Annotated in this window: 12 protein-coding genes; 11 read left to right on the top strand and 1 reads right to left on the bottom strand. The window is 49.2% G+C overall.

What is annotated here, in order from left to right; translation table 11 throughout:
- The first annotated feature begins 99 nt into the window (after positions 1-99).
- The 5 genes from cysS (at position 100) to ACGCCZ_RS13780 (ending at position 4,747) form a co-directional block, all read left to right on the top strand.
- Positions 100-1,509: a cysteine--tRNA ligase gene (gene cysS / locus ACGCCZ_RS13800; protein WP_054324988.1), complete on the top strand. Its 1,410-nt coding sequence runs from the start codon at positions 100-102 to the stop codon at positions 1,507-1,509.
- A gap of 150 nt (positions 1,510-1,659) precedes the next feature.
- Positions 1,660-2,118, top strand: a complete 459-nt coding sequence (gene ybaK / locus ACGCCZ_RS13795; RefSeq protein ID WP_054324994.1) for a Cys-tRNA(Pro) deacylase — start codon at positions 1,660-1,662, stop codon at positions 2,116-2,118.
- 42 nt (positions 2,119-2,160) lie between these two features.
- The gene (locus ACGCCZ_RS13790) at positions 2,161-2,895 is read left to right on the top strand and encodes a hypothetical protein (protein WP_054324987.1); all 735 of its coding nucleotides are present in this window, start codon (positions 2,161-2,163) and stop codon (positions 2,893-2,895) included.
- Between the two features lie 43 nt (positions 2,896-2,938).
- Positions 2,939-3,238, top strand: coding sequence for a hypothetical protein (locus ACGCCZ_RS13785; RefSeq protein WP_411656334.1), 300 nt, complete (start codon positions 2,939-2,941; stop codon positions 3,236-3,238).
- A gap of 1,302 nt (positions 3,239-4,540) precedes the next feature.
- Positions 4,541-4,747, top strand: a complete 207-nt coding sequence (locus ACGCCZ_RS13780; protein WP_054324911.1) for a DUF6514 family protein — start codon at positions 4,541-4,543, stop codon at positions 4,745-4,747.
- A gap of 197 nt (positions 4,748-4,944) precedes the next feature.
- On the opposite strand, the gene ACGCCZ_RS13775 is transcribed toward ACGCCZ_RS13780, so the two are convergent.
- Positions 4,945-6,249 carry an MFS transporter gene (locus ACGCCZ_RS13775; RefSeq protein ID WP_411656333.1) on the bottom strand — a complete coding sequence of 435 codons (1,305 nt, stop codon included), beginning with the start codon at positions 6,247-6,249 and terminating at the stop codon, positions 4,945-4,947.
- A 523-nt stretch (positions 6,250-6,772) separates the two neighbouring features.
- Here ACGCCZ_RS13775 and ACGCCZ_RS13770 point away from each other — a divergent pair.
- From ACGCCZ_RS13770 to ACGCCZ_RS13745, 6 genes are all read left to right on the top strand, one after another.
- Positions 6,773-8,308, top strand: a complete 1,536-nt coding sequence (locus tag ACGCCZ_RS13770; RefSeq protein WP_054324912.1) for a hypothetical protein — start codon at positions 6,773-6,775, stop codon at positions 8,306-8,308.
- Between the two features lie 191 nt (positions 8,309-8,499).
- Positions 8,500-8,652: a hypothetical protein gene (locus ACGCCZ_RS13765; RefSeq protein WP_411656332.1), complete on the top strand. Its 153-nt coding sequence runs from the start codon at positions 8,500-8,502 to the stop codon at positions 8,650-8,652.
- A gap of 139 nt (positions 8,653-8,791) precedes the next feature.
- The gene (locus tag ACGCCZ_RS13760) at positions 8,792-8,995 is read left to right on the top strand and encodes a DUF6514 family protein (RefSeq protein WP_054324914.1); all 204 of its coding nucleotides are present in this window, start codon (positions 8,792-8,794) and stop codon (positions 8,993-8,995) included.
- 499 nt (positions 8,996-9,494) lie between these two features.
- The gene (locus ACGCCZ_RS13755) at positions 9,495-15,050 is read left to right on the top strand and encodes a glycoside hydrolase family 2 TIM barrel-domain containing protein (RefSeq protein ID WP_411656331.1); all 5,556 of its coding nucleotides are present in this window, start codon (positions 9,495-9,497) and stop codon (positions 15,048-15,050) included.
- A 301-nt stretch (positions 15,051-15,351) separates the two neighbouring features.
- The gene (locus ACGCCZ_RS13750; protein WP_411656330.1) at positions 15,352-22,374 is read left to right on the top strand and encodes a glycoside hydrolase family 97 catalytic domain-containing protein; all 7,023 of its coding nucleotides are present in this window, start codon (positions 15,352-15,354) and stop codon (positions 22,372-22,374) included.
- Positions 22,375-24,178: 1,804 nt separating this feature from the next.
- Positions 24,179-24,430, top strand: a complete 252-nt coding sequence (locus ACGCCZ_RS13745) for a hypothetical protein (protein WP_411656329.1) — start codon at positions 24,179-24,181, stop codon at positions 24,428-24,430.
- Positions 24,431-24,593 lie beyond the last annotated feature (163 nt).

The raw sequence follows: 24,593 nt of genomic DNA, 5'->3' as shown, positions 1-24,593 counted from the left end.
TGACAGGTTGCGTCTTGTATTTTTCCGGAAAATCCCATATAATAACGGGTACTGGAACTTGGAGCGCACAGAATAACAAAGCTGGGAGGAACAAGGACAATGAAAATCTATAATACCCTGACGCGCCAAAAGGAAGAGTTTGTACCGATTACAGCAGGCGAAGTAAAAATTTATGCCTGTGGTCCCACCGTGTACAATTATATCCATATTGGCAATGCGCGGCCGATCTGTGTGTTCGATGTGTTGCGCCGCTATATGGAGTACCGTGGTCTAAAGGTCACGTATGTACAGAACTTCACCGATGTGGATGACAAGATCATCCGGAAGGCAAACGAGGAGAACAGCGATTATCTCACCGTTTCCCAGCGCTATATTGAGGAATACAAAACCGATGCGGAAGGATTAAACGTCCGTCCTGCCACCATTCATCCCTTGGCGACGGAAAACATCGAAGAGATTATCAACATGGTTGCAACGTTGATTGACAAAGGGTATGCTTACGCGTCGAACAATGGAGACGTTTATTTCCGGACCAACAAGGATAGCAGCTATGGAAAGCTCTCCCATCAGCCGTTGGAAGATTTGGAGGCTGGAGCGCGCATCGCGGTTGGAGAGGAAAAAGAGGACGCAATGGATTTCGCTCTTTGGAAAGCAGCGAAAGAAGGGGAACCGAGTTGGGTTTCCCCTTGGGGAAATGGGCGTCCGGGATGGCATATTGAGTGCTCTGCAATGGCAAAGCACTATCTGGGAGAAACCATTGACATCCATTGCGGAGGCCAGGACCTCATTTTCCCGCACCATGAGAATGAGATTGCACAGAGTGAATGCTGCAACGGCGCTCCGTTTGCCCATTATTGGATGCATAATGGCTACATCAATGTCGACAACCGCAAGATGAGTAAATCCCTTGGAAACTTTTTCACAGTGCGCGATGTAGCAGCACAGTTTGGCTATGAGCCCATCCGTTATCTGATGGTGGCATCGCACTATCGCAGCCCAATCAATTACAGTGTCGAGGTGATCGAACAGTGTAAAGCCGGCTTGGAGCGCCTGTACAATTGCCGGGATAACCTGTCCTTCCTGATGAAGAATGCGCCGGAGGGGGAAAAAGAGGGCGAGAAAGAAATTCGCCGCCGGTTTGGTGAATATCAGGATCACTTTATTGAAGCGATGGAGGATGACCTGAATACGGCGGATGCACTGTCCGCACTGTTTGATCTTGCAAGGGACATCAATTCCACGTTAAATGCGTCCTCTGCACCTAGCCGGAACTTGTGCGCCTATGCATTGGATCTTTTCAATGAGTTGGCAGGTGTATTGGGGTTGCTTTACAATCAGAAGGAGGACCAGCTTTTGGACGAAGAGGTCGAAAAGCTGATCGAACAGCGCAATGAAGCCCGTAAAAACAAGGACTGGGCGACGGCGGACCGTATCCGCGATGAATTAAAAGCGCGCCATATTGTCTTGGAAGATACGCCACAGGGCGTTAAATGGAAAGTCGAAGAATAATTGGAAGTGAACGGTTCGTACCATACAAATCCATGTTGTACGATCTCGCAGCGGCACTCCCGCCGGCAATAGGTCCGGCGGGAGCGCGGTTTATTTGGAGAGAAGGAGCGTTTCCGATTGGCAAAGGACAAGGAGAACAAAACAAATGTTATGCGGATCTTGGACAAGGAAAAGGTTCCGTACAAGTTTTATTTCTACGATCACGAGGACGGAGCGATTGACGGCGTTGCGGTTGCCCGAAAATTGAATCAGAATGTTGAGCAAGTATTTAAAACTCTGGTGACAAAGGGGGCTTCTGGAGCGTTTTACGTCTTTGTTGTACCGGTAGCAAAGGAGTTGCACCTCAAATCTGCTGCCAAAAGCGTCGGGGAGAAATCAGTCGAAATGATTCACGTCAATGAGATCAACCGAGCGACTGGTTACATACGCGGGGGGTGTTCACCGATAGGAATGAAGAAACTGTATCGCACTGTGGTGGACAAGAGTTGCGAAGCGCTTCCCACGATCATCGTTAGCGGCGGGAAGATTGGCGCGCAGGTGGAGGTTTCGCCGCAAGATCTGCTGCGTTTGGTACAGGGAACCGTGGCGGAGATCGCAGTGGAGCCGTAAGAATTGTAGTAGGGCACATGGGAAGAGAGAGGGAGTGGCGAAATGACGGAAACTTCGCTTTTGCAGGCGATTGAAACGATGATCGATCGAAAATTGGAGCCCATTCGGGAGGACATGGCCCGGATGAAACAGGATTTATCCGGGATTCGGCAGGAGCAGGCAACCATGCGGCGCGACATTACTGCGGACAGTCAGGCGCTTGTGGGGACGAAGCAAAACCTTGCGGAACTGAAACAGGGAATTGCCACATTGAAGCAGGAAATCAACACTGTAAAGCAGGAGACTATGGACGCCAAACAGAAATTGGTCGGCGTCATACAGGATCTTTCTGCTGTGAAGCAGGGACTTACTGCCATTAAGCAGGCTGAAACAGAGTTAAAGCAGCTAGTTTCCGGTGTGGGACAGGACACTTCGGGCTTAAAACAGGCAGTTGCAGCGGAAAGGCAGGAGTTGGCTGGATTTAAGCAGGAGTTCTTGGCAGTCAAACAGGTGTTGTCCAATTTGGAAACGGTTGTATCCGGCATCGAGCAGGATGTCTCCACAGCGCGTCAGGACATCTCAAAAGAGCGAAAAGCGATGGAGCTGTTGGCGCAAAAGACCGTGCAGGTGGAAGCAACCTTGGAGAATACGACGAATCCACGTTTGCAGGCGGTACAGGAAAGTCAAAAAGCCATGCAGGCCCGTTTGGATGCATTCGACCGTCTGGACGAAAAGTTGGAGAAAATACATAGCATCGTGGATGTCCTCCGGGCAATCCGGATCAATCCCCAATATTAAAAAAGAAACCGGCAAACACCGTTTGTCAGCCTCGGCTGTCAAAGTGTTTGCCGGTTTGTTCTACTATGAAGGCTTTAAAGATGCAGATCGACCGATTATCCAATACGGAAAAGCCAATGAAATCCAATCGTGGCCACGGCGGGAAACGTTTGACCACTTTTATAAGCAGATACCCAATGGGATTACCATTACCGCAGATGTGGATGTCGCCTCGATGCAGGATGCTGCTAGGGGAGGAGCAGTACTTTTCTCCTCCGTTTTACATTTTCTCTGCTGGGTGTCCAACCAGCATGCCAGTTCGCTGCATTTGCCTGTGCCGAATACGGACAATCAAAGTAAATAATCAAGATGGCGTGCCGGGTTTACCTATACCGCATAGGGGCGAGTAAAGCAGATAATCAGGATGGTTTGCCGCATTTGCCTGTGCTGAATACGGACAAGCAAAGGAAATAATCAAGATGGCGTGCCAGGTTTACCTATACCGCATAGGGGCAAGTAAAGCAGATAATCAGGATGGTTTGCCGCATTTGCCTGTGCTGAATACGGACAATCAAAGTAAATAATCAAGATGGCGTGCCAGGTTTACCTATACCGCATAGGGGCAAGTAAAGCAGATAATCAGGATGGTTTGCCGCATTTGCCTGTGCTGAATACGGACAAGCAAAAGAAATAATCAAGATGGCGTGCCGGGTTTACCTATACCGCATAGGGGCGAGTAAAGCAGATTATCAAGATAATGATTAGCCGCATTTGCCTATATCTGATAGGCAAATGCGGCTAATCGATAGGATGAATTTCAAATGATCCATAGCGCCGAAGGAGAAGCGGTTATCTGGCAGCAGGTTCTTCTCAACGATACGGTATTTTAAGAGGAAGATGCCTCATTTTACAGCTTAAATATCGCTTATCACCCGGCTTTATCGATTTTTTACGAAAGAGCCGTGGACAATCTCGAAGAGAGCAAGCTTCTACGCAACCCCATTGGCGTGAAACCGTCCAAAGCACATTCTATGTTTCATGTACGCCATGATTCCGTTATTTAGGATTTAACCTTCGGATGCATGATGATGGAAGACTTCTATTCCCGATTATGATTATTGAAAGGTATTAATATTGATTTTTTCTTGTAAATCAAGGATTTATAAAACATCCAAATCATGAAATATACAAATTTATACGAATATTTGGCACAAAATGGCCAGCCATGTTATTGACTGTCTCAAGTCTGTTCCCTGACCTCGCTGTCAATAATAACACCATTCTTGCTTTATATCATGCGCGCAAGGGCCGCTAATAAATTTCTACCTCTCCTTTATAGAGTGGTCAAACAGGCGAGTGGTATTTTCACCAGGAAGAACGCCTGCTCTTACGTGGAAGGTTTGAATTTTCCACAAAACGAACGATACTTCCCTTCACGGTACAAATCCATCATACCTGTGCGAATGATTTTCATATGGTGGCCTTCTATCACGAACTTCAAAAGGAGTTGGACGGTTTCTCTTTGGAAACCGCCGGGAGAACAGCAGAGACATTTGATATCCGATCCTCCTAGAAAAAAGGATTATTTTCAATTTTTCTTCGACAGGCTTCCGTGCCTTTCTCCTTCCCTCCGTGTTACAATGTCGATGAAAGGGGAGGAGCGAACATGCGGATTACCATCTGCTGTTCTGTACAGGAGGATGTGGATAATGGACCATACCGGACCTATGGCCTGCAAATGGGGGCGGTGCGTATAGACGATATTTCGACGCACAAATGTACAGTGATGCGTTTACAGCAGAGGCTTGAGAGAAATCACATATCCCCGCTGCATCTGGTGGATGCAGTGGAGGACTTTTTAGCAGCGGATTGATACATTTAAACAGCAATATAAATAAAAACGTCTCCTGCCAGGGAAAAACTCCTTGACAGGAGACATTTTTATACGCAATAAGAAATGGACTCCCAAAAGCTCATTCTATTTGTCTTACACCGAGAAGGAAGTACCAGAAACAAACGGATTTAAAGACTGACAAACAGAGAACGAAAAGTGAAAGCTCACGTTCTTTATCATTTGGAGGAGCTTTTCTGTTCGAGGAGCCAGATGTGTTTATCTCTTCGGAATACAAGGCATGTACCGATCCCACAGATAGCCAATATACTGTAAAGAAGGGCAGCACCGGTTCCCTTTCCTTGGCCAAAGAGCTGGACAAGCAAACTCCCTTTACTTTGAACCTGCATCAATGGCTCAAATATCCAGTCGACAGCCATACCTCCCATCAGGTATCCCAGAGGGATGGTGAAAAACTGTAGGGCGTTTCGTATCGAATACACACGTCCCTGCATAGCAACGGGGATATGTGTCCGAAGCAAAGCGTCCAAATTGGTGTTCATAAAAGGAACCGTTAACCAGCCGAGAACAGCGCCAAGGCACCAAATGGGAACGCTTTTTCCAAATGCAAGGAAAAAGTTCTCTGTGCACATGGAAAAAAGCAGAGTATTGCAAATCACACGGGTGCGGCTCTTTGGGGCAGGCAAGAGAGAAGCCGCGATACTTCCCACAAAAGTGGCGATACCGGTAAAGGTACTCACCATTCCAAGCGCCGTGGAGCTTCCACCTGTTCGGGAAAGCAACATCGCGGGCAGTGCCGCTTCATAGACAGAGGCGATGAGATTGATTCCTGCGAGAAAAAGAATCAAATCGAGAATTCCACGATTCTCTTGTAAGAAGTGGAAGCCCTTTTTAGCTGCTTGCCAAAATGGTTCCGGTGTGGTTTTCTCTCCCTGTGAAGTGTGAGGGATTGAGATACAGACAGCCAGTGTCAGAAAGGCGATGGCAAAGCTCATCAGGTCAAACAGCAGAATGGCGTTCATTCCAGCCAATGTCAGTACAGCCGTTGCAAGCACGGGTGTTAAGATGGTCACCAGTGAGCGCGAAAAGGCTTGCAAACCACCGATCCGTTGATACTGTTCTTTGGGGGCTAAGAGACTGACCGCGACCTCCGATGCAGGCTGTTGAACAGAATTCATCATACCGTTGACTGCATTTAACAGGTACAGATGCCATATTTTGAGATTGCCCGTCGCCAGCAAGATCCATACGGTACAGGTGGTCACAGCGGCCAGTGTGTCACAAGCGAGCATCGTATATTTTTTATTCCAGCGGTCACTCACAACCCCCGCAAAGATACTCAAAACGACGTAGGGGGCATAGGAACAGACCGAAAGCAATGCTGTGGTGAGTGCAGAACCCTGCTGTTGGTACGTCCAGATCACCAATGCAAAGCTGGTCATGGAACTGCCCAATGTGGATAGCGCCTGTGTACTCCAAAGGGTTATAAAGGGCCCAAGGCCCCAAAGGAATGTTTTTTTCATGTTGACTTTGCTCCTTTTTATCGTTGTTTTCCTGATAAAAATGCAAAGCCCAATTGGACGAATTGTCCTCCATGCAGGTTCGTCCCAATATCAGACCTTGCATGGAGCGAAAGCAATACAGATTTTCACCGTTTTCCCTCCCTTCTATTGAGATAAAACCAGTTTAAACCGAAGTCCGCGATCTGTCAAATGTGTTGCCATTATGATGTATGCTTTATAACCTGTTTGATAAACATTGCGTATGAGTGACGGAAGGACGCCCTTTATTGACTTCCCCTGTCGGTTCCGTTACGTATACCGTTTGCCTAAAACGATATTTTCTTGTGGCGAAGGTCTGCTAAGCGCTTGGAAATATCCCCAGAAGGAATACCCCAACCAATATGTGATTGTGTTTTGGATTGGATACGGTACAGGATTGAAAATAGGGTACTTTTTCTGTATAATAGAAATGATTTTCGTCTATTTTTTACGAATTGATAGACGGATGGGAAGGTTAAAAATGGGAAACTGAAGGAGGCGCGCAATGAAAGTTCACCGGAGTACAAAACCCCTTGTGATGTTGCTGGTTCTACTGTTGTTTGCTGTAGGAATTGCCACGCCGTATGTATATGCGGCGGAAGAGCAGGAGAGCACGGACAAAATTCAGATTACTTACTACTATTTCTCATCTTGTGAGAGCTGCGAGGATGGACAAAATTTCCTCAATTCTTTGCAGGGGCAGATTGAGGACGCCATTTCGCCGGATGAGTATGAATTCCATTTGAAGAATGTGTTTGAAGAAGACATCTATAATGAATTCATGGAGCGCACCAAGGACATGGCGACGGACGAGTTTGCTCCATCTCCCCCCATGCTGGAAGTGAATGGAACCTGTCTGTTTGGAGTGGATGATATTACCAATAAGGCGCGCAGCGTAATCTTAGAAGAAAAGGAAAACCTGCGTACGGAGGAAGAACGTCTGGCGAGCTTCCGTGATATTCCGGCGGAAAACTCCTATTTTGTGTATTTCTATATGCCTGCCTGTGATGACTGTGAGAAGGTGCAGACCTACCTGGCCAATATGGATAAAGAATTTGCACTGGAACAGAACCGTCTTTCCAAGTTGCAGGTGAACTATGTCAATATGGGAGACCTGGACAATGTTCCATTGGCGCATTGGTTTTTTGATCAGTACGGTGTTCCAGAGGAGCGCCAGAAGGCGCCGGTTATGTTCTATCAAAACGGATATTTACAGGGCTATGAGGAGATTGTCGCCAATATGCCAAACCTCATTATGAATGGAAAGGCGTTGAATTGGCAGGACATTGACTATGTTCCCAAAGATCAAGACATGAGCTTTGGTTGGAAAGACTGGATATTTCTTGTGTTTACAGGGGTTGTCAATGGGTTGAGTCCGTGTGGGATTTCGTTGCTGTTGCTTTTGTTCTCCCTGCTGCTGTCGAAACATGCAAATGTTTTAAAGCTGGGGCTCACCTTCATTGTGGCGCGTTTCCTGACCTTTTTATTGTTGGGAACCGTGCTGTACTCTGCATTTGAACAGATCAGTGCAGTTCTTGAACCAGTGGGAAGGATTTTGCAGATTCTGATTATCCTTTTGTCCATTGTCTTTGCTGTATTGAATTTTATCGATTTCTTTATGGCCAGAAAAAATGAATATGGGAAAATCCGCTTTCAATTGCCGCCAAAACTCCGAGCCTTCCAGCGCAATTATCTGGAGAACACCCTGAACTGTGGTGGCAAATATTTGACAGGAACCGTATTTATTGCAGGGATTGTGTTGTCTGTGGGGGAATTTCTCTGTACGGGGCAGCTCTATTTGGCGTCCATCCTATACATGATGCAACGGCAAACCGCGTGGGATTTCATCGTGGTTTTGGAGTTTGTGGTTTATTTGTTGGCCATGTCCTTGCCGCTTTTATTGCTGACTGTGTTAGCAAAGCGCGGATCACAGGTACTACAGCTTTCAGAGATGACGCGCGGGAAATTGCCTTGGATCAAACTGCTCTATGGTGTGTTGTTTCTACTGTTTGCTGTTTTGTTGTTCCTGTTCATGAGGTGATCGATGGTGTTTGGGAAAAAGAAGAAGCAGACCCCTGCTGCACCCGTTTTTTTGATATTGGACTCATCGCATGCGCCGCTGAAGCGCTTCGATGCAGTGGCATTGCCGTTGCATCGAAATGTTGTTTTGGAAAAGAGCGTTGAGTTTTTCAGGACCCCAATCCCTGCGCCATTCATGAAGGCGCTGTGCGGATGCGGATGCTGGGAGAGCTGGAGGCGTATTTAAAGGGAAAAGGGACCGTGCCGCTTTCTGCGATGCCGGACTCCTTGCGCCGGTATCTGGAATTAGGGGAGGATGCTGTTTTTATAGCGCTTTTGGAAGATGGGATGACAAATCCTGTCTAAAAGAGAGGTTTATTTTGCTATATAGGAAGGCTTCTACCCAAATCAATCCAGCAACGATTGGTAATTTTTCACAATTCGCATAATAGCCTTTTCATTTCTCCTTGACTGCTCTATAATGGGTACAAGGGGGGATAAAGAAATGGTCTATAAAGTGCTGGAAGAGACGGTCGCCGACGAAGAACTCGGACAACGCCGTACATATGGGATTATCGCAGAGGCTGCCGAAGTCAGCGATATTTCGGACAAGCGCGATGTTGTAGAGCTGTTAGTCGAGTTGCTGAATACACGGCAGGTGCCCCTGATGCACTTCAAAGATGTGATCGAGGACTTCCTGACACGATAAAAGAACTCTCTTCTCAATTTTTTTGAGAAGAGAGTTCTTTTTTTACAGGGATCCTTTTATAGAAAAACCGCCCAATTGGGCGGTTTTTCTAAATAAAGAGAAGAAAAGGAAAATTTATGAAAAAGAGAAGATCTTGTAATCAATGAATTGGTTTCCGTTTGGAATGGTTCTTAGTATAAAAGGTAAATGTGAACATTGGATGAAAGAAAATTGACATTTTTTCAAAAATACCGTGGAAATCTTGTTCATAAAAATAGACGGCCTAGTATTTGTTTAAAAAATATAAAAAAGAAAAATATTGACTAAATCTTGCAAATATAGATTAGATATTTTACCTATAACTAGTAGGATTTATGGATAATTTTAAAGTTATTTAGAATGTTTGTGGAAAATTTGGAACACTTATGGAACACTTTCTGCACTATAATTATTTTTGCACAATTGAGGGTTGTGCGGGGAAATTGGGTTTGGCTGGAATGAAAAGGAGGTAAGAAAGAAAATGAAGTTGAATGGAAACAGGCCGTTCCGAAGCATACTGGCTTTGGTACTGGCTGCTGCAATGACGGTGAGCACCTGTAGTACCGCTTTTGCAGCGCGTTCCGCAAAGACCAGTGAGGATTATGTCCCAACTGGAGAACACACGGAGTGGTACGACGGTATTGAGACGCCGGCGGTCAATCAGGAACCGTATCACGCACAGTTTATACCTTATGACAGCCGTGAGCTCGCCTTGGAGAATGAGGCGTCGATCCTGGATGAAGACGAGGAAACCTCGCCGTATTATCAGCTTTTAAGCGGCAAGGATTGGGACTTTGCCCTGGTGCGGAATCCAGAGGAGGCTGCTGAAAAGGATTCTGCCTATTTGGCGGAAACCCTGGATGAGGAAGCCCAGGAGGATTTTGAGCCGGAGTATGTTCCGCAGGCGTGGCAGACCTATCGGAATGAAGACGGCAGCTTCAAATATTTTGACGAGCCGATGTACACCAATAGTATTTATCCGTGGGGATCCATTGTGGAGGACGGCGTATGGCAGCAGATTGCCTATAAAGATCCGCATGCTCCCACGATGTACAACCCAGTAGGGTATTACCGCACCACCTTCCAGACACCGGATGAATGGGACGGCAGGGAGATCTTTGTATCTTTCCAGAGTGTCTGTTCAGCCTACTATCTGTATGTGAACGGAGAGTATGTCGGTTATGCTACAGACAGTTATACGGCCCACGATTTCAATATTACACCGTATCTAAACGAAAAGGGCGAGGAAAATACCCTTGCGCTCAAGGTGTTCCGTTGGTCGATCGGCAGCTATCTGGAGAACCAGGACTATATCAACGAGAGCGGTATCTTCAGAGACGTCTACCTCTATTCCAAGGGTGATGTTGAGATCCGCGATTTCTTTGTCAAAACACAGTTGGATGAACGCGATAACAAGGACAGCGATGCAACCTTGGAATTGGACGTGGATATTCGCGGACTCCATAACGCAGAGGCGGGCGAGTACTATGTGGAGGCCACCCTGCTGGACATGGAGAACGAAGAGATCGGTTCCATGGAGTTTGATCCTGTGGAAATCGAAGCGACGAAGCCCAGTGCAGAGCAATCCAAAGAGGAATTCCTGGACAAGGTGGCGAGCACGGGCGAGACCGTCACCCGTTCCATGAGAGTGGAAAACCCTGCAAAATGGTTCCCGGATACGCCGAACCTCTACAAGTTGCTCATCGAGCTGAAGGATGAATCCGGCGAGGTGATCGAGGCAGCTGTCCAGCGCATCGGCTTCCGCGAGGTCTATAAGGTCAATATCAACGAAGAGGGACAGGAACAGATGCAGATCACCGGAGAGAAGGCGGTGTTCCGCGGTGTCAACCGTCACGACGCGAATCTTATGACCGGCCGTGCGCTTTCCAAAGAGGATATTTATCAGGATCTCAAATTGATGAAGGAGTATAACATCAATTCGATCCGTACATCCCACTACCCGAACGACAAGCTGCTCTATGAGATGGCGGATGAGATGGGCTTCTATGTTTGCTGTGAGGCCAATATCGAATCGCATTATGGCGGCTATATAGACGAATACGACGATCCCTCCCAGGTTATCCCCTCCGGCAGTAAGACGTGGGTACCGCCAGTGATGGACCGTACAGAAAATATGTTGGAGCGCTATAAGAACCATGCCTCCATCGTCATGTGGAGCTTGGGCAACGAAGCGACCTATACCACCCACAACTATGATGAAAATTATTGCTTCTGGGTCAGCTCCCAGTATGTGCTGGAAAGAGACCCCAGCCGCTTGAGAATGTATGAACGCGAGTCCGACGGTTACTATCACCGCTATCAGAAGGATGAGGGCGCAGACCCCATGGATATGGACCAGCGCTGCAAGAATATTGTGGACGTCCACAGCACCCAGTATCCGGCGCCGAGCGCGGTAGAGAGCTATGCCAAGAACCCGGACTATCAGATGCCGTACATGGAGCAGGAGTATGCCCATGCGATGGGCCAGGCTCTGGGCAATTTCAAAGAATTCTGGGATTTGGTTCGCAAGTATCCGAACTTGCAGGGCGGATTTATCTGGGACTGGGTCGATCAGTCCATCGCAACGAAGGTTCCGGAGGATATCACGACCTATGTAGTACGGGATACAAAGACCGGCACTGAGGCGGTGCTCAGCGACACTGCGGCCTGGACGGAAGGCCGTGATGGGACGCAGGCGATTGAAAATGGTTATATCACGGTAGCGCGCGGCGATGACCTGCGGGCAAAGGGTAACGCTCTGACTATGGAGGTCTGGATCAAGCCGGATGCAATTCCCAGCAGCGACCAGGGCTTTATCTCTACCGGTGATAATGGCCTGGGGCTGAAAGTGAACGCGAGAGGCGACCACCCGTACTTCGAGCTGTTTGTGGACGGTTGGGCAGCAGGAACTGCTGCGACAGCCGGACTCCCGGATAATTATGCAGACGGTAACTGGCACCAGCTGGTGGGTATGTGTGCTGCCGACAAGACCCTGCATTTCTATTGGGATGGCCAAGAACTCCCCAATACAGGGGCAGCGTCCACGACCGCTTCCGCACCGTTTGACAGCGCCAGCGAAGCACTGACGGTGGGCCTGGATTCAGCTTCTGCGGACCGTGTGTTTACCGGCGCGATTGACAGTGTCCGTATCTACGAGAGAGAACTGACTGCGGAGGAAATGGCAGACCCGAACCGCACCATGGATGACGAAGGCGTTGTCTATTGGCTCGACTTCACGGACGATGAGATTGAATCCAAAGAGACCAATTATCACTGGTTGGATGATAAGCTGGACGGCTACTATTGGGGCTACGGCGGCGACTGGATCGACAGCCATTCCAATGCGGACGCATTCTGCGCAAACGGCCTGCTATTTGCAGACCGCACTCCTACTGCGAAGGCAGTCGAAGTCCGCAAAGTGCATCAGCAGGTCAATTTCTACGATGATGGTAAGGCGACCCAGGGCGAGGTCCGCGTAGTCAATGAATTCGAAAATACCAACCTGGATCAGTATGAAATCATTTGGAAAGTGACGGAGGATACGGAGACCATCGGATCAGAGCAGGCATTGGAGCTCGACCTCGCACCATTCTCGGAAGAAACCATTCAACTGGATCTGCCGGAGTTTACGCCGAAGGCTGGTTCGGACTATCTGCTGGAGTTCAGCGTCCGCTATAAGGAGGATACCTCCTGGGCGAATGCGGGCGACGAATTGGCGTTCGATCAGATCCCACTCACCGTTGAGACCGGCGACCGGATGGAGATGGATACCTCCGCGATGCAGGCGTTTAGCAATGTGGAAGAAAACGAGCAGGAGATCAAGATGGAAGGCGTCACGGCGGAAGGCCAGAACTATTCCATCACAATGGACAAAGAGACCGGTGTGATTACCAATTACTCCTTGGATGGGGAAACCATTTTGGAAAAAGGCCCGGTCCCGAGCTATTGGAGAGCACAGACCTATAATGATATTACGAACTATTTCCCGACCGAGCTCCGCAATGCAGAGGATACGATGCAGAACGTGGAAGTGACTGTGGAAAAGGATGAAAACGGAAAGCATATTTCCATCGCAATCTCGGAGGATCTTTTGGTGGATGCCTCCAACTATGTCACCTACGACATCTACAGCAACGGTGAAATCGTCGTCAGTAACCAGCTTGTGCCGCACAGTAACTTTGCACCGGGCGGCAACGGTGAATTTGCACTCCCCAAGGTGGGAATGCGTATGCAGGTTGCAGAAGGCTACGAAAACCTGGAATACTACGGCCGCGGCCCGGACGAGAACTATTGCGACCGCAAGACCGGTTCCAAGTTGGGCGTGTACACGAGCACAGTCGACGAACAATTCATGTATAAGTATGTCAAGCCGCAGGAGAACGGCAACCGCACAGACGTGCGCTGGACGTCCCTCACAAACGACGAGGGCACCGGCCTGATGGTTACAGCAGACGGCACCATGGAGACCTCGGCGCAGCATTACACGGCGGAAGAGCTGAACCCGGCATTGAGCACTCAGCCGTATAACTCCGCCAGCGCGTATCGCCATCCTTATCAGGTTCCCATGCGTGAAGACACCATCTGGTGCATCGACTATATGCAGCGCGGTGTCAGCAATACGGCGTTCTTCGGCCATGTGCCGCTCGATCCATACCGCCTTGATACCGACAAGACCTATACCCATGCATTCCGAATTTCTCCGGTTTCAGGAGAGACCGATAAGATGGCCAACAGCAAAGTAGCGGTCGAGCCGAGCACGATCCAGTATCCGATCACCGATATCCAAGTGGACGGCACGTCCATTCAGGGCTTTGATCCGTCGAAGACCGAGTATGTGGTTGAAGTTGCAGCCAGCAGTGAACTGCCGCAGGTGACGGCGACCACTTCGCTCTCCGGAGTGCAGGTAGACGTCTCCTTCGAGGGCAGCACAGCGACTGTGCGTGCAACCCTGTCCGGGCAGACCAAGACCTATACCATCCGTTTCTCCGAGGTGGATGTGACCTATGTAAGCGATCTGGACCAGAGCGATTGGGTATTAGAAGGCGGCGGCAACGTCACCTTGGACCGCACGGCGTTTGACGGCCCGCTCTCCTTGAACTATAATGGCACGACCACCTTTGCAAAGGGTGTTTCTGTACAGCATCCGGATGCAACTTATGAGTCCCGCCGTATCATGGTCCAAAAAATCCCGATCGAAGGACAGGGCTATGAACGTTTCTACACGATCGCTGGCGTGGATACCGTCACGCCGAACTATGCGTCTCTAAAGATCGAAGTCGTCACCACGGATGGCGAAACCATTACCCTCCTTCCAACCACGGCGTGGCTGACTGGTACTTCTGCTGCATTGAAGGTCGATCAGATGTTGCCAACCAATGCAAAGACCCTGATCTTGACTACGGAGATGGATAATTCCAGCGTGGTCGTCGATTACGCGGATGCGAAGCTGATAAAGAGTGTGGCCGACGGCCGTGAGGCTTTGGAAAATCTGATTGCGAAGGCAGAACAGCTCCAAGAAAAGAATTATACAGCGGAAAGTTGGGCTGTCCTTGAGACCGCTCTGCGGGAAGCAAAAGAACTGCCGGAAGATGCATTGCAGGCGCAGATCCAAGCGGCTGCGGATGCTCTCCAAAATGCAATGGCAAAGCTGGTGAAAAAGCCGAGTGGTGGTTCCAGCAGTAGCTCTTCCAGCTCGTCCAACGGAAGCAACAGTATGGGTTCCGATGGATATGCCGTGGCAATCGGAACAGATGCGGCAACCGCTCCGGCCAAAGTGGTCTCGGATACGACGGTTGACTTCTCTGTGAAGAGCGGCAGCGCGTACTGCTTCAAGATGACCGTGGTCAATGGAAATGGTGTCATTCCGGTCTTTACTGTGGGCAACGGCAATGTACTGAAGACCCAGTATGTAACACAGATCGGAAATGATTACTATTTCCGTGTATGGGCCGTTGGTACACCGGGCAGTAGCACGGGCGTTTATACCACTCTCCCAGGCCAAAATGCTGTGAAGCATTGTACCATCACGATTGCATAGGCCTCAAAAGGCATCAATATTGAAGTATAAAAAAGCGATATGATAAAAAGCCCCGGTTCTGGAAGCCTCTGGAACCGGGGCCTTTTTATGGAAAATCAAGAAGGATATGCAGAAAACTAATAAATATTTCTTTTTAGCAAGCAAATATACAAAGAAACGTATTTTTTTACAAATTTATTAGTATTTCCTAAAAGAAGAAGTGAATATGGAACACTTTTGGAACACTCTGTTTTATATAATAAAGTCCAGGCCAAAGTATTCAGAATTTTGTGCCAAAAATCCAAGAAGGGAGAAAGGGATCATGAGAAAAAGAACATGGCGGTCTGCACTTGCCTTGCTCCTGGTATTTGCGCTTGTATTTACCAGTGGGCTTCCCGCGGTCGCGAAGACTGAGGAAAACCGTGCAGATCCAACAGAGACAGCCGCCGTATATCTCAGCGATATGGAATGGACATCCGCTGAGGATGGATGGTGGCAGGTCCGTAAGGACAGAGATGTCAACGTACATAAGATTGTCCTGACGGACGAAAATGGGGAGGAGGTTTCCTTTGAAAAGGGCCTCGGTACGAGTGGTAACGCAACGATCGTCTATGACCTGACCGGCTATGGTGCGCTGCGTTTCCAGGCACAAATTGCCATTCAGTCGGATAACTGGTGGGGAGGAACAAACTTCACACTGAAGGCGGATGGCGAGACGTTCTATACAAAGAATTTGACCAGCAGCAAAGGGATTATACCGGTGGATGTGGAAATTCCGGAAGGCACAACCGTGCTGACGATGGAAAACTCCGGTGGTTCTAATTCCGTTTGGGCGGAAGCACAGATTATCTGCGACCGCGCTGTGATGGACCGTCTGAAGACATTGTCCGTACAGCCGGAAGAGCCGGCTGTTGCAGTAGGGGACAGCACCAATCTGGTGATCTCCGCGTATTCCAACGGTCAGGAGAGCATTGCAATCACCCCGGAACAGTGCACATATTCCAGTAACAATCCGGAGATTGCAACCATTGATCCGGATACGGGTGTCATTACCGGCGTTGCAAACGGCATTGCAACGATGACTTGTACAGTGGTGGATGCGGTCGATTCGAGCATCAGCCGTACAGCGACCTGTGAGATCATTGTTGGCGAAGGGAAAGAGGGCGCAACTTGGTCGGTTGCATCGCCCGACGAGAATATCTCCGCACTGTTCTTTATGGACGCTGAGGGCGCTGTCCGCTTCTTCACGACATATGCAGGAAAAACCGTTGTTTCCAGCTCCCCCACGGGACTGGTAACGAACGTTGGCGATTTCCGCGACGGCCTCACCTTTGTGAGCCGTGAGGATGAAGAGGTTACGGACTCCTATGACCTGATTGGCGCTAAAGTGGACCATGTGGACGCTACGGGCAACCAGATGACGCTGAACTTTACAAAGGGCGGCGCTTCCTATAGCATCATCGTTCGTGTGTACGACGATGGCATGGCGTTCCGTTATGTGATTGAAACCGAAGATGGCGAGGAACTCACCATTTCGGAAGAGAATTCTGGATTCCAGCTTGCAAGCGGTTCTGTTGCACAGGCGATGGAATATGAATATGCAAATGAATCCGTTGCACAAGAGGAAGAGGCCCATAAGCTTCGCGGCAGCTACTGCATGCCGCTCCTCTATGAAACCACCGATGGCGTTTGGGCGCTGCTCTCCGAGGCAGACCTGAATTCTACCTATTGTGGCGCACAGCTTGTAGGCGATGGCACTGGTCTGTTGAATGTTGCCTTTACTCCGGAACAGACCGACGACGTCGTGACAACCGCTCCGTTTACATCTCCTTGGCGTTTTGCCGTCATCGGTTCCCCGAAGACGATTGCAGAAAATACCATGGCGGAGACCTTGAGCGAGGACTGCAAGTTGGAAGATACCGGCTGGGTAGAGTCTGGTACAGTTGACTGGACTTGGCTCAATGGCGACCTTCGTCATACAGACCCGGATGTGGATTTCGAGAACGAAGCTTTTGAAATCTATAAAGATTATGTCGACTTCGCAGTAGAGATGGGCTGGGAATATCAGCTGCTCGACGAAGGCTGGCAGAGAAAGAATACGGACCCGAATGACAGCTCCATTTATAAGGGGTATTATGACTGGACCGAAGATCTGATCGAGTATGCCAACGAAAAGGGCGTTGGCTTGATCGTTTGGGCGAACAGCTCCGACCTGAAGACCCCAGAACAGCAGGAAGAGCGCATTTCTGAATGGGCAGAGATGGGCTTCAAGGGCGTCAAGCCGGACTTCTTTGATTCCCAGGATCAGGCAACGATTCTGCAAATCGAAAACCTGGCAAAGACTACAGCGAAATATAATATGCTGTTAAACGTGCACGGCGCTGGTAAGCCAACTGGCGAACGCCGCACCTATCCAAACGTTATTTCCCGTGAAGCGGTGTTTGGCGCAGAGCAGTATGACTTTATTCCTGATAATGTCAGTGCACGCCATAACTGCACGCTTCCGTTTACCCGCAATGCAGTAGGACCAATGGATTATACCCCCATGGCTTCCTATGGCGCGAGCGGCGATTATCGTCAGTTTACCTTGGCGCATATGGCTGCCCTGCCGGTCGTATTTGAAGCTGGCGTGCAGTGCATGGCGGACAAGCCGGACGTTTATCGTGCGCATCCGGCCTATGAGCATTACTTTAAGAACATGCCTTCCGAGTGGGATGAATCCATTCTTGTAGATGGAGAACCCGCGGATTATGTGAACTTCGCCCGTAGAAATGGGGACGACTGGTATCAGGGAATGATCTGTGATAATGCTCGCAATGCAGAGTTCTCATTGGATTTCCTCGGTGAAGGAACCTATACTGCCTACATCTATACGGATGGCGAAGATCCGATGGAGACCGTCGATGCGGAAACCCGCACGGTTACTAAGAACGACACGCTGAACATTGCGCTTGCTGAAACAGGCGGCGCAGCGATTCACTATGTGAAGACCGAGGATGCACCGGTTTGGGATACGACCGCAGAGTATCGAATCCTGACCTCCTTGAAGGATGCAGGAATTGAAGTATACGGCGGCAATACCAGCGCTGGAGCAAAGGTGGATCTGTGGTGGAACTACAATCCGGGAGATGCACTGTGCTGGCGTTTGATTCCGGATGCAAATCAGGAATACTATCGCATCCAGCCCAAGAACACGACTGCTACCGTTTTGATGCCGACCGGTTCTGCGCCGGAAGTCGGTACAGCTTTGACCCTCGGGAACATTGACAATGCGGATGATTCCCAGCTGTGGAAGATCGTAGATACCGGAAACGGTACGTATCGAATTCTGAATAAGAAGGCCGAGCTGGCAGGCACGCCGCTTTACATTGCTCTCGACGGCGATGATACAACGGATGGAACGCTCATTGTTCTGGCCAATGAAGATTCTATTTCCAACCAGTGGAAGTTGGTACAGGAAGCAAAGCCAGAGCCGGAGCCACAGGACCCAGTTGTGGAGTTGGCAGTTGACCAAACGTTGTTGAATGTGGGCGATGTCACCAAGGTATCGGCTTCCGCATGGGACAACTATGGTGAGGCAATTGAAGATTATACCGTAGAAAGCAGCAATTCCTCCATCTTGGAGGTTAGTAAGACCAATTCTGGAATCACTGCAGAAGCAAAGAGCAACGGCACGGCCTCTGTTGTGTTTAAAGCAGAATTGGAAGATGGTTCTACACTCGAGTCCTATGTCCAAGTGGTTGTTGGGACCGAGCCGGTTGAAGGCAGCATTTTTGAAGTGACGGCACCGGCTGCAGATGTAAAGGCACTGGTTGCTTATGACGCTTCTTATGGCGCTGTTTCGTATCTCGCCATAAAGGATGGCGAAGTAATGGCTGGCGTATCCCCGACTGGCCTGATGACCAACATGGGTGATTTCCGCAGTGGATTGGTTCTGGGACAAGTTTCTTCCAAGAGCGGAAACGATTCCTATGATCTAATCGGCGGTAAAGTAAAGCATGTAGACAAGGATTACAACGAGACAACCTTCCCGTTCACCAAGGATGGGGTAAGTTACAGCATTCTTGTTCGCGCCTATGATGAGGGCGTTGCTCTCCGCTATGCAATCGACGGAAACGGCGATGAACTGGAGATCACAGAGGAATTCACTGGATTCCAGCTCCCCGAAGGTTACCAGAAGTTCTGGGGTCAGAGCTGCGGCGACAATTCCAGCGTTGCAAACGAATGGCCGCACAGAGAATGGGGAAGCTATTCCGATCTGGATGGCCAGCTGTTCAATATGCCGCTGTTGTATGAGACGGAAAGTGGCAGCTATGGTCTCTATTCTGAGGCGGATATCATGACAGGAACCTATTGTGGTTCTGTGCTGGAGGGCGGCGAGGATACGATGCTCTCCGTGAAATTTGCACCTGAGCAGGATGCAGAGGGACCGGTGGTCACTACTGCACCGTTCACTTCTCCGTGGCGTTTCCTGGTGATGGGCGATCTGGCGGACATCATGGACAATACGATGCCGGAAAACCTGAGCCCGGACAATGCAATCGGAGACACCAGCTGGGTTGAATCCGGCGTATCCAACTGGACATGGCTGAATGGCGATCTGCGCCATGACCAGATTCCGGCTGATAAATTTGAGACAGAAGGCCTGCGTATTTACAAGGAATATGTAGATTTCGCAGCGGAAATGGGCTGGCAGTATCAGCTTTTGGACGAAGGCTGGATGGTGCCGTATGAGCGCACTGAGAACAAAGAAGAGCAGCCCGGTTATGATCCGGATGCGCCGGCTGGCCAGCGTTATCTCGGATATTATTCCTGGACGGAAGAATTAGTTGAGTATGCAAAGAGCAAGGGCATTAAGCTTTTGGTCTGGGTACACAAAAACGATATTGTGACAGAAAAACAACGTGAGCGCATTGACTACTGGGCAGAACTCGGAATTGCTGGTATTAAGCCGGACTTCTTCGATTCTGCAACGCAATCCATGATGCAGTTGTACGATGCCCTGCTGAAGCAAACTGCCGAGAATCATATGATTATCAACCTGCATGGCACTGTAAAACCGGCAGGCGAACGCCGCACCTATCCCCATGCTCTAACAAGAGAAGGCGTCGGTGGTGCAGAAGGTTACGCCGTAAGTGACTGGCGTGACCCGAACGATTACGGCGGCGGTACTTATCCGTGGGGCGGCGATTTGACGGCTGCGAATAACTGTGTTATTCCATTTACAAGAGGCGCAGTTGGTCCGTTGGATTATACTCCGATGGCATCTTTTGGTGCTTTGAACAATGTACGTTTCGGCCCGACAGACCCGGATACTGGAAAACCACAGGAATTTGACAACCCGCCGATGTTTACCTTGGCACATATGTATGCGCTGCCGATCATCTATGAGAGTGGCATTCAGTGCTTGGCGGATAAACCATCGGTTTATAAGGCGATTCCTTTCTATGAGGAATATTGGAGCAGTATGCCGGCCTCTTGGGATGAGAGTAAGCTGATCGGTGGCGAAGTTGGCGAGCTGGTAGAAATGGCACGCCGCAATGGCGACGATTGGTATTTAGGTGTCATTTGTGCATACGAAGAGACGAAACCGGTGGACATCGATCTCGATTTCTTGGGCGATGGCACTTATACAGCATATATTTACAGAGATAATCCGGACAATCCGCTGGATTTGGATGAACCGTTGAACGGCGTGATCGCAGAAACAAAAACAGTCACAAGTGCAGATACTTTGACCATTGACCTTGCTGGCCTGGATACCCCGGTTCTGGAGTATGAATTTAAGCAGGCAGATGGTTCGACGGTCACTGCACATAGCCGCAGCGATTTGACGACCTCTGGCGGCGCAGCGATTAAGTTTGTGAAGAACACAACCCCGACCGAGCATATGTTGACAGTAAGCTACCCGACAACGGTGAAACTGTCAATCGATGGGGAAGAGCAGACGATTGCAAACCTGATCGGCGCATATAAAGACGTCGTGATGGCAGAAACTTCGCTCGATCTGACCTTTGAACCGAGAGTTGAAGGAAGAGAGATCGCAGGCGTGACAGTCAATGGCGAGCCGGTAGAGGCGTTTGATGTCAATGAGTATGTATACAGCCTGGCAATGCCAAATGCAGACACCACGATTGAACTGGGCTTCACGATCGTGGATAAAGAAAATCTGCGCGAAGTGATCACAATCGCAGAGAGCGAGAACGTGAAAGCGCAGGTAGAGGCGGCAGTCCCGTCGGTACAGAAGAAGTACAAGGAAGCGCTGCAGGCAGCGAAAGCGATCGAAGAAAAGAAGACCGCAAGCCAGGATGAAATCAACAACGCGATGTTTGAGCTGATCGAGGCATTACAGTATCTGAGCTTTGCAGCAGGGGACAAGAGCCAGCTGGAAATCCCGATGGAGATTGCAAAGCAGATCAATCGAGAGAACTTCACGCCGGAGAGCGTACAGGCGCTGGACGACGCCTACAAGGCGGCAGAGGACCTGATGGACGACGAGGAAGTTCTGGAAGCAGACATTCAGGCGGCGGCAGAAGCGCTGTATGAAGCGCTTGACAACCTGGTCTTCCGTGCAGATAGGACGGATCTGGAAGCTTTGGTAGCAGAAGGCAAGAAAATTGTAGAAAATGCTTCGAAGTACATCCAGGATGAAACATGGGCTACCTTTAAAACCATCCTGGGCGATGCAGAAACTCTGTTGGAAAATGACAATGCAACCCAGGAGGCAGTGGATGAGAAGGCTGAAGAACTGCTCGATGCGATTACAGCACTGCGTATGATTCCGAACAAGGACGCTCTGAAAGACCTGATTGGAAAAGCAGAGGCAGTGAACACCAGCAAGTACACAGCAAAGAGCGTGGCAGCGATGCAGAAGGCATTGAGCAACGCAAAGGTTGTGTTGAACAATGAAGCAGCGACCGAAGAAGAGGTCAAGAGTGCCGTAGAAGCACTGGAAGCAAGCATCCAGAACCTGGAGACAAAGACGACGATAGCGAAGAAGAGCGGCTCCACATCGAGAAATGTAAGCAACACATATGGAGCAGCGGGTGTGGTTTCTGCAAGCCAGAGTGCAGCGGCAAGTGTGCGCAGCGATGCGGCAAATGCCATCACGCTGAACAGAGGAAGCATGTACACCTTCAAGATGACCGTGGTCAATGGAAATGGACTGGCGCCGAGCTTCACAGTGGGCAACGGAAGCGTTCTGAAGACGCAGTTTGTGTCCCAGATCGGCAATGACTACTACTACAGAGTGTATGCAGTTGGCACACCGGGCCAGAGCACAGGCGTTTACACCACACTTCCGGGCCAGAATGCGAAACTACATTGCACGGTAACCATTGCTTAAGTTGATTTAGGGACTTCCTGCAGATGAAGATCCGATGGATCTGAGCAATCGTGGGATAAGAGTTGTTTACTTGATGGAGTGAAAGCTATACCAGTCAATATGCGTTTAAGCTCTCCTTCCAAGAGAATGATGAAAATATAAGAAGGAATCCCCATCCCAAAATTTTGGGATGGGGGTTCCTTCTGTTTTTCAATGTGGATTATTGTATGGGGAACGATAGGGAAAATTATGTGGATAAATATGTGCCAATTTGTAATCATAGCAAAGTTTTACACTTTTAGATTCTACAGGCATGACGGCCTTGATCAATTCATCATCTGAAAAACGGGAGTTGTATAATCGGCATCAATGAGAGGGAAATGTTATCAAATATTCCAATATAGGATTTTGCTTGTTTCGCTCAAACGCCTTTGTCTTATAAAATGAAGTAAATTAAGAAACGTAAAGAGATCCGTGAACAATTGTTTCTTATTAGCCTGATGAAAGAAAGCTCTCACAAATACAACACAAGAGAGTATTCATCCCAGCAGACTCGGATGAGCATGCCTTTGTGTTTTTATTTAGACTGAAGCTCAAAGGGATATTCACGGAAGTCTCTAGCCATTGGCAGTTAGTTTGGTTGAATGCGAACAATTTCATATCTTTTGAATAGTGCGGACACACAGAGCTTTTCACACCATAGGCGTCGATTATGGAAGCTCCATGCTATCGGTTGTTAGGAGCTTAATTTGGATACCAACTACTTTTATTCTTTCCTCAACACGCTTCCGGTGTTTGCCTATCATCAACAAACCCATCGCAATTTTTGCGTCATCGGCATCCTTCTACGAAAGCTCCCTGTTATCGATTACCGGCCACTTGATCGAATACGAACTACTTTCACTCTTTCCGTAACACGATTCCAATGTTCGCCTATCAACGCCGGACATTCGGCACCTTTACACCTATGGCGTTTCCCTACAGGAGTTTCATGCCACCAATCGCCGGGTACTTGATTAGTTACAGATTTCTTTCACTCTTTCCCAAAGATAATTCCGGTATTCATGGATTATTGCCGGATTTCTACGGTGGAAATAGCTTTTATGCCGTCCCTAAAAGATCCCCACATCCGTCCAACTGTTACTACACAGTAACAACGTCGTACAACACATTCCCATACCTATGAAAAGTGTGACCCAGCAGGGGTTATTCACATTCGCGTTTGCGAACTCCCCTACTGGGTCATCTCGGTGGAATATCTCCGTTTTGGCTTTCCTATGTATTCGCTCCCATGAGAGGCAAATCATCTACATGCGATTAGGATATACATGTACATGTAGAAAAGCTATCCGCCAGAGACATCCCATATTCTTTTTTCCGAACCCTTATGCCACGTGTTTCACCACTTTCTGGTCCGGAAGGGTCGTGTAGACGCCTGTATTCTAGCACGGTGGACGCACAGCGTCTTTTGCGCCTTAGGCATTTCCTACGCTGGCTCCCCTCCATCAGCGATTGCTGGATCGAATCACTTATGCTTTCCACAAATTATTCGGCATTCAACCAATGGTCACTGTACAGTGTTTCACCACATTCTGACCAGGCAAGGTTGTGTCAACACCTGTGTTCTGTCACGGTGGACGCACAACATCTTTCGTGCCTAGGGTATTGCCTACGAAACTCTTTGCTGTTGGTTACTGGGTTCGATCGGATGTAGTTTACCTTCTCGTTGTTCAGAACAGATTTGGTACTCAGCCGATTGTAACTGTACAGTGTTTGACTGCATTCTGCCCCGGCAGAATCGTGTAGACACCTATGCTCTAACCCGGTGGACGCACAGCGTCTTTCGCGCCTCCGGCGTTTCCCACGCAGGCTCTCCTCCATCAGCGATTGCTGGATTGAATGGTTTACACCCTTCGCTGGTATCCGGTATTCAACCAATGGTCACCGTGCAGTGTTTCACTGCATTCTGACCAGGCAGTGTCGTGTAGACGCCCGTGCTCTGGCCCGGTGGACGCACAGCGCCTTTCGCGCCTACGGCGTTTCCTACGCTGGTGCTCTTCCATCAACGGTTACTTGATCGAATGGCTTATGCCCTTCACTGGTGTCCGGCATTCAACCAATGGTCACCGTGCAGTGTTTCACTGCTTTCTGCCTTGGCAGTGTCGTGTAGACGCCCATACTCTGGTTCGGTGGACGCACAGCGCCTTTTGCGCCTTCACGTTTCCTACGCTGGCTGCTCC

The sequence above is a fragment of the Anaeromassilibacillus sp. SJQ-1 genome (assembly GCF_046693725.1).
Taxonomy (GTDB): domain Bacteria; phylum Bacillota; class Clostridia; order Oscillospirales; family Acutalibacteraceae; genus Anaeromassilibacillus.
This window is presented reverse-complemented; position numbering and strand designations above follow the sequence as displayed.

Excerpts from the sequence above, each read along its gene's own strand:
- cysS (WP_054324988.1), top strand. The coding sequence starts at position 100 with ATGAAAATCTATAATACCCTGACGCGCCAAAAGGAAGAGTTTGTACCG.
- ybaK (WP_054324994.1), top strand. The coding sequence starts at position 1,660 with ATGCGGATCTTGGACAAGGAAAAGGTTCCGTACAAGTTTTATTTCTAC.
- ACGCCZ_RS13790 (WP_054324987.1), top strand. The coding sequence starts at position 2,161 with ATGACGGAAACTTCGCTTTTGCAGGCGATTGAAACGATGATCGATCGA.
- ACGCCZ_RS13780 (WP_054324911.1), top strand. The coding sequence starts at position 4,541 with ATGCGGATTACCATCTGCTGTTCTGTACAGGAGGATGTGGATAATGGA.
- ACGCCZ_RS13775 (WP_411656333.1), bottom strand. The coding sequence starts at position 6,249 with ATGAAAAAAACATTCCTTTGGGGCCTTGGGCCCTTTATAACCCTTTGG.
- ACGCCZ_RS13770 (WP_054324912.1), top strand. The coding sequence starts at position 6,773 with ATGAAAGTTCACCGGAGTACAAAACCCCTTGTGATGTTGCTGGTTCTA.
- ACGCCZ_RS13765 (WP_411656332.1), top strand. The coding sequence starts at position 8,500 with ATGCGGATGCTGGGAGAGCTGGAGGCGTATTTAAAGGGAAAAGGGACC.
- ACGCCZ_RS13760 (WP_054324914.1), top strand. The coding sequence starts at position 8,792 with ATGGTCTATAAAGTGCTGGAAGAGACGGTCGCCGACGAAGAACTCGGA.
- ACGCCZ_RS13755 (WP_411656331.1), top strand. The coding sequence starts at position 9,495 with ATGAAGTTGAATGGAAACAGGCCGTTCCGAAGCATACTGGCTTTGGTA.
- ACGCCZ_RS13750 (WP_411656330.1), top strand. The coding sequence starts at position 15,352 with ATGAGAAAAAGAACATGGCGGTCTGCACTTGCCTTGCTCCTGGTATTT.